General features: G+C 61.3%; 5 protein-coding genes. 2 read left to right on the top strand and 3 right to left on the bottom strand.

The window, feature by feature from the left end:
* Positions 1 to 44 precede the first annotated feature (44 nt).
* Genes tcyN through tcyJ form a run of 3 tightly spaced genes read right to left on the bottom strand, consistent with a single transcriptional unit; the run spans position 45 to position 2268 of the window.
* On the bottom strand, positions 45 to 806 hold the full coding sequence (gene tcyN / locus AAZU54_RS27120) for an L-cystine ABC transporter ATP-binding protein TcyN (RefSeq protein ID WP_186552893.1): 762 nt from the start codon (positions 804 to 806) through the stop codon (positions 45 to 47).
* A 2-nt stretch (positions 807 to 808) separates the two neighbouring features.
* Entirely contained in the window at positions 809 to 1477 is a 669-nt protein-coding gene (tcyL, locus tag AAZU54_RS27115) for a cystine ABC transporter permease (RefSeq protein WP_434727886.1), read from the bottom strand.
* Positions 1474 to 2268, bottom strand: coding sequence for a cystine ABC transporter substrate-binding protein (gene tcyJ / locus AAZU54_RS27110; protein ID WP_186552891.1), 795 nt, complete (start codon positions 2266 to 2268; stop codon positions 1474 to 1476). The genes tcyL and tcyJ overlap by 4 nt, the downstream gene beginning before the upstream one ends.
* A gap of 381 nt (positions 2269 to 2649) precedes the next feature.
* On the opposite strand from tcyJ, the gene epsC reads away from it, so the two are divergent.
* Positions 2650 to 3582 carry a serine O-acetyltransferase EpsC gene (gene epsC / locus AAZU54_RS27105; RefSeq protein ID WP_312154498.1) on the top strand — a complete coding sequence of 311 codons (933 nt, stop codon included), beginning with the start codon at positions 2650 to 2652 and terminating at the stop codon, positions 3580 to 3582.
* Between the two features lie 251 nt (positions 3583 to 3833).
* Entirely contained in the window at positions 3834 to 5831 is a 1998-nt protein-coding gene (betT, locus tag AAZU54_RS27100; protein WP_186552889.1) for a choline transporter BetT, read from the top strand.
* Positions 5832 to 5953 lie beyond the last annotated feature (122 nt).

Raw genomic sequence — 5953 nt, 5'->3', positions numbered from 1 at the left:
CTATCGCGGGGCAAGCCCGCTCCCACGCTCAGATCAACAGGTGGTTAGTCTTGCGAGGCCGCCGTCCCCAAGAACTTACGCAAGAACTGTCGCGTGCGTTCTTCCTTCGGATTGGCAAACAACGCCTTGGCTTCCCCTTGTTCGACGATTACCCCCTTGTCGAAGAAGATCACCCGATTCGCCACATCCCGGGCAAAGCTCATCTCGTGGGTGACGATAATCATCGTGCGCTTCTCTTCGGCCAGGCCGCGGATGGTTTCCAGCACCTCGCCGACCAACTCCGGGTCGAGCGCTGATGTCGGCTCGTCGAACAGGATCACGTCCGGCTCCATGGCCAAGGCCCGGGCAATCGCCACCCGTTGCTGCTGGCCACCCGACAAGCGCCGTGGGTAAGCGTCTTCCTTGCCCGCCAGGCCGACCTTGGCCAGCAAGCGCCGCCCTAGCTCGACAGCCTTGTCACGCGGCGTCTTCTTGACCACCAATGGCCCTTCGATGACGTTCTCCAGGGCGGTGCGGTGCGGGAACAGGTTGAAGCTCTGGAACACGAACCCGGCCTGTTGGCGCAGCCGGCGGATCGCACTCTGCTGGCCGCCCAGCGGACGATTGGCATCGATGTTGATGTCGCCGATCTGGATGCGTCCGGCATCGGGTGTTTCCAGCAGGTTGAGGCAGCGCAGGAAGGTGGTCTTGCCCGAGCCACTCGGGCCGATGATGGCAATGACTTCGCCGGGCTGTACGGTCAGGTCGATCCCGTTGAGTACGGTCTGGCCTTTGAACCGCTTGGTCAGGCCTTCTACTACGATCATCTTCAGTGCTCCTGGTCATGCTGGTTGACCCGCGCTTCCATGCGGTTCTGGAAGTGCGCAAGGATCGTGCAGAGTATCCAGTAGACCACTGCCACGGCCAGGTACATGGTGAACACTTCGAACGTGCGCGCGGTGATCAACTGCGCTTGGCGGAACAGCTCGGGGACCTGGATGGTCGCCGCCAGGGCGGTGTCCTTGACCAGCGAAATGAAGCTGTTGCCCAGCGGCGGCAGGGCGGTGCGCATGGCTTGCGGCAGGATCGCCCGGCGCATCGCCTGGGTGCGGGTCATGCCGATGCTGGCGCAGGCTTCCCACTGGCCACGGTCGATCGAGGAGATCGCCGCACGGAGGATTTCGCAGATATACGCCGCCATGTTCAGCGACAGGCCAATCAGCGAAGCCGGGATCGGATCGAGCTCGATGCCGATCTGTGGCAAGCCGAAGTAGATCACGAACAGCTGCACCAACAGCGGTGTGCCACGGAAGAACGATACGTAGATGCGCGCCAGCCAGTTCAGCGGCAAGATCTTCGACAAACGCATCAGGGCCAGGGCAAAGCCCAGGACCAGGCCGAAGAACATGCCACCAACGCTGAGCAGCACGGTGTAGCCTGTGCCCTTGAGCAGGAAGGGCGCTGAATCGGCTACCAGTTGCAGGCTTTCTTCAATCATTTAGTCACGTCAGCGCCAAAGTACTTCTCGGACAGCTTGGCCAGGGTGCCGTCGGCCTTGAGTTTGTCCAGCGCCTTGTTGATCGCGTCGAGCAGTTCCGGCTCGCCTTTGCGCAGGGCCACGCCCGACTCCAGGCGCGAGAACGCCTCACCCGCCAGCGCGGTGTCCTTGGCTTTCTGGGCGTATTCCAGGGCGGCAAGGCGGTCGACCAGGATCGCATCGATACGACCATTGCGCAGGTCGGCGAACTTGGTTGGATCGTCTTCGTAGGTGCGCACTTCGGCTTTGGGCACGTCTTGCTTGACCCATTGCTCGTAGTTGGTGCCCAGGCCTACGCCGACCTTCTTGCCGGCCAGGTCTTGGGCGCTCTCGATTTTCAGGTCTGCGGCCTTCTTCTTCAGGATCAGCGCCTGGATGCCGGACACGGTGTAGGGCTCGGAGAAGTCGTACTTCTTCTTGCGCTCTTCGGAGATGGTCACCTGGTTGATCACCACGTCCAAACGTTTGGACTCGAGGGCAGCGAGGATGCCATCCCACTTGGTCGGCTGGATCTTGGCCTTGACCCCCAGCTCCTTGGCCAGCAGCTCGGACAGCTCGACTTCAAAGCCGGCCAGCTTGCCGTTTTCGTCCTGGAAGCTGAAGGGCGGGTAGGTGCCTTCGAGGCCGACGCTGAGCACGCCTTTGTCCTTGATGGTCTTGAGCTGCTCACCGGCGAAGGCCTGGCTGAGCAGACCGGTGCCCAGCAGGATGGCCAGGCTGGCGTTGAGTAGCGGTTTGGCGAATTTCGACATGTCAGAGCCCCGCGCTTGTTGTGGAAGTGGTGGGTGGCGACTATAGGGGTGGGCTGTATAGGCCTGGAAATAATAAAAACTTATTTTGTTATTCCCATTAATAATTTTTGTCAGTGATCAGGCAGCTCTGAGGGTAGTCCGTCAGTGCTGCTTATGCCCGACTTAGCGCAGGATGGAATAAAGCGTTGTTTTTTCCAAGAGGGTTATTTGCCGTAGAGTGATCACAGGCGCCGCCAGCTTAAGGTGGGAGCGCAACGTGGGAGCGGGCTTGCCCCGCGATGGCGATTTCGAATTCCCCAACACGATCAAAGGCCAAACCCGCTCCGCCTGTCCACATACCTTGTACTTTTTCAGAAAAATCCCGCCAGCCAGGAGACCACCGTGAGCGAAAAACCATCCCCAGGGCATTGGCAACTGCACAGCATCGTCAGCGGCTTGCGCGGCGCGCGCGAGCAGTGGCGAACCCGCAATGGCCGCAGCAGCGGCGAGCAGGGCGGCCGTGAGTTGCCGTCGCGTGAAGCGGTTAGGCAGATCCTCGAGCAGCTGTGTGGCGCACTGTTCCCCATGCGCTTGGGTCCGGTGGACTTGCGCGAAGAGAGCGAGGACTTCTACGTCGGCCACACCCTCGACGCTGCCCTGACCTCGCTATTGACCCAGGCCCGGCTGGAACTGCGGTACGCCACGCGCCAGGGCAAGACCGACTTGAGCGACGTCGATGCCCATGCCCTGCGCTTGATCCAGGACTTCGCCGCCGCGCTGCCGGCCTTGCGGGTGCTGCTCGATACCGATGTGCTGGCTGCCTACCACGGCGACCCGGCAGCGCGCAGCGTCGACGAAGTACTGCTGTGCTACCCCGGTATCCTGGCGATCATCCACCATCGCTTGGCTCATCATTTGTACCAGGCTGGCCTGCCGCTGCTGGCGCGGATCAGTTCGGAGCTGGCGCATTCGGCCACGGGTATCGATATTCACCCTGGCGCGCAGATTGGCCCGAGCTTCTTCATCGACCACGGCACGGGTGTGGTGATCGGTGAGACGGCGATCATCGGCGAGCGGGTGCGCATTTATCAGGCGGTGACCTTGGGCGCCAAGCGCTTCCCGGCGGATGAGTCGGGAACGCTGCACAAGGGCCATCCACGCCACCCGATTGTCGAGGACGATGTGGTGATCTATGCCGGGGCGACTATTCTCGGGCGTATCACCATCGGCAAGGGCTCGACCATTGGCGGCAACGTCTGGCTGACCCGCAGCGTGCCGGCTCAGAGCAATATCACCCAGGCGAATCTGCAGCTTGATTGTGAGGGCAAGCAGTAATCGATAGTGCCGAGATAGAGCGTGGGAGAGGGCTTGATCTGCGACAGCGAGGGTGAATGCATCGCCGCTATCGCGGGGCAAGCCCGCTCCTGCGGGCGGGTCTTGCGGGTCGCAATGAATACCGATCCATGTTTAACTTGAACGCTTGTTCAAAGTAAAACGCTGGTCGCTGCCGGTGTTCAACAGGAGGAATAGCCTTTGCTGAACCCGTTCAATTTCTACCTCACGCCCCGCGTGGAGGTGCCTGCGCAATGAGTGCACCTTCCACCTCCTCCAGCAATATCCGCATGAACCCTCCGGTGTTCTATTTCGCGGCAAGTTTCATCCTGATCTTCGGCCTGGTGGTCATTGCCAACCCTCAAGCGGCAGGCGATTGGCTGCTCGCGGCACAGAACTGGGCGGCCAATACGGTCGGCTGGTACTACATGCTGGCGATGACCCTGTACCTGGTCTTCGTGGTGGTCACCGCCTTGTCTGGCTACGGCAAGATCAAGCTCGGTGCCGACCACGACGAACCCGAGTTCAGTTACCTGTCGTGGGCCGGCATGCTGTTCGCCGCAGGCATCAGCATCACCTTGTTCTTCTTCTGCGTCTCCGAACCCCTGACCCACATGCTCCAACCGCCGCAAGGCGAAGGCGGTACGGCCGAGGCTGGGCGTCAGGCAATGCAGGTGCTGTTCCTGCATTGGGGCCTGCATGGCTGGGGCGTGTTCGCCTTCGTCGGCATGGCGCTGGCGTACTTTGCCTATCGCCATAACCTGCCGCTGGCGCTGCGCTCGGCGCTGTATCCGTTGATTGGCAAACGCATCAACGGCCCGATCGGTTACGCAGTGGACGGCTTTGGCATCATCGCCACGGTGTTCGGCCTGGGCGCCGACATGGGCTTTGGCGTGCTGCACCTCAATGCTGGCCTGGACTACCTGTTCGGCATCGATCACAGCCAGTGGGTGCAGGTCATCCTCATCACCTTGATGATGGGCGCGGCGGTGGCCGTGGCGGTCGCCGGGGTGGAGAAGGGCGTGCGGGTGATGTCCGACATCAACCTGTTTTTGGCCTGTGCGCTGCTGTTGTTCGTGCTGTTCGCAGGGCCTACCCAGCACCTGTTCAACACCTTGATCCAGAACCTGGGCGACTACCTCGGTGCCTTGCCGCGCAAGAGCTTCGACGTTTATGCCTACGGCGAGAACCGCGACTGGCTGGGTGGCTGGACAGTCTTCTACTGGGCTTGGTGGATTGCCTGGGCGCCGTTCGTGGGCTTGTTCATCGCGCGGATCTCGCGTGGCCGGACCATCCGCGAGTTCGTCTTCGGCGTGCTGCTGATTCCGCTGGGCTTCACCCTGGCGTGGATGTCGATCTTCGGCAACAGCGCCCTGGACCAGGTGATCAACCACGGCATGACCGCGCTCGGCCAGTCGGCGTTGGATAACCCGTCGATGAGCCTGTACTTGCTGCTGGAAACCTACCCTTGGAGCAAGACGGTGATCGCCGTGACGGTGTTCATCAGCTTCGTGTTCTTCGTCACCTCGGCAGATTCCGGCACGGTGGTGCTTTCGACCCTGTCGGCCAAGGATGGCAACGCCGACGAAGATGGCCCGAACTGGCTGCGGATCTTCTGGGGCGCGATGACTGCGCTGATCACCAGCAGCTTGTTGTTCGCCGGCAGTATCGATTCGCTCAAATCTGCCGTGGTACTGACCTCGCTGCCGTTCTCGCTGATCTTGCTGTGCATGATGTGGGGGCTGCACAAGGCGTTCTACCTGGAGTCGCAACGGCAGATCGCGCAGATGCACTCGCTGGCGCCGTTCGCCCAGTCGCGCCGCGGCCGTGGTGGCTGGCGGCAACGCTTGAGCCAGGCGGTGCATTTCCCTTCACGCGATGAGGTGTACCGGTTCATGGACGATGTCGTGCGTCCGGCGATTGCCGAGGTGCGCGAGGTGTTCGAGCAGAAGGGCCTGGTGCTGATTACCCAGGATGACCCGAGCCATGACAACGTCAGCTTGAAGATCGGCCATGGCGAGGAACAGCCGTTTATCTACCAGGTGCAGATGCGTGGGTATTTCACCCCGTCCTTCGCGCTGGGTGGGTTGGGTGCCCAGGACTTGAAGAACCGTCGTTACTACCGGGCCGAGGTGCATCTGGCCGAAGGTAGCCAGAACTATGACCTGGTGGGCTACAGCAAGGAGCAGATCATCAACGACATCCTCGACCAGTACGAGCGGCATATGCAGTTCTTGCACTTGGTCAGGTAGCTGCGAGCGGAGGATCCAGCAGGGTGGGAGGAGCTAGGAGCTAGGAGCTAGGAGCTAGGAGCTAGAAGCTAGAAGCTAGAAGCGTGGGAGCGGGCTTGCCCCGCGATAGCGATGGTGAGTTC

The sequence above is a fragment of the Pseudomonas sp. Je.1.5.c genome, from assembly GCF_051129895.1.
In the GTDB taxonomy this organism is placed as follows: Bacteria; Pseudomonadota; Gammaproteobacteria; order Pseudomonadales; family Pseudomonadaceae; genus Aquipseudomonas; species Aquipseudomonas urmiensis.
Note: the sequence above shows the minus strand (reverse complement) of the source record. Positions and strands in the feature narration are given on the sequence as shown.

Excerpts from the sequence above, each read along its gene's own strand:
- tcyN (WP_186552893.1), bottom strand. The coding sequence starts at position 806 with ATGATCGTAGTAGAAGGCCTGACCAAGCGGTTCAAAGGCCAGACCGTA.
- tcyL (WP_434727886.1), bottom strand. The coding sequence starts at position 1,477 with ATGATTGAAGAAAGCCTGCAACTGGTAGCCGATTCAGCGCCCTTCCTG.
- tcyJ (WP_186552891.1), bottom strand. The coding sequence starts at position 2,268 with ATGTCGAAATTCGCCAAACCGCTACTCAACGCCAGCCTGGCCATCCTG.
- betT (WP_186552889.1), top strand. The coding sequence starts at position 3,834 with ATGAGTGCACCTTCCACCTCCTCCAGCAATATCCGCATGAACCCTCCG.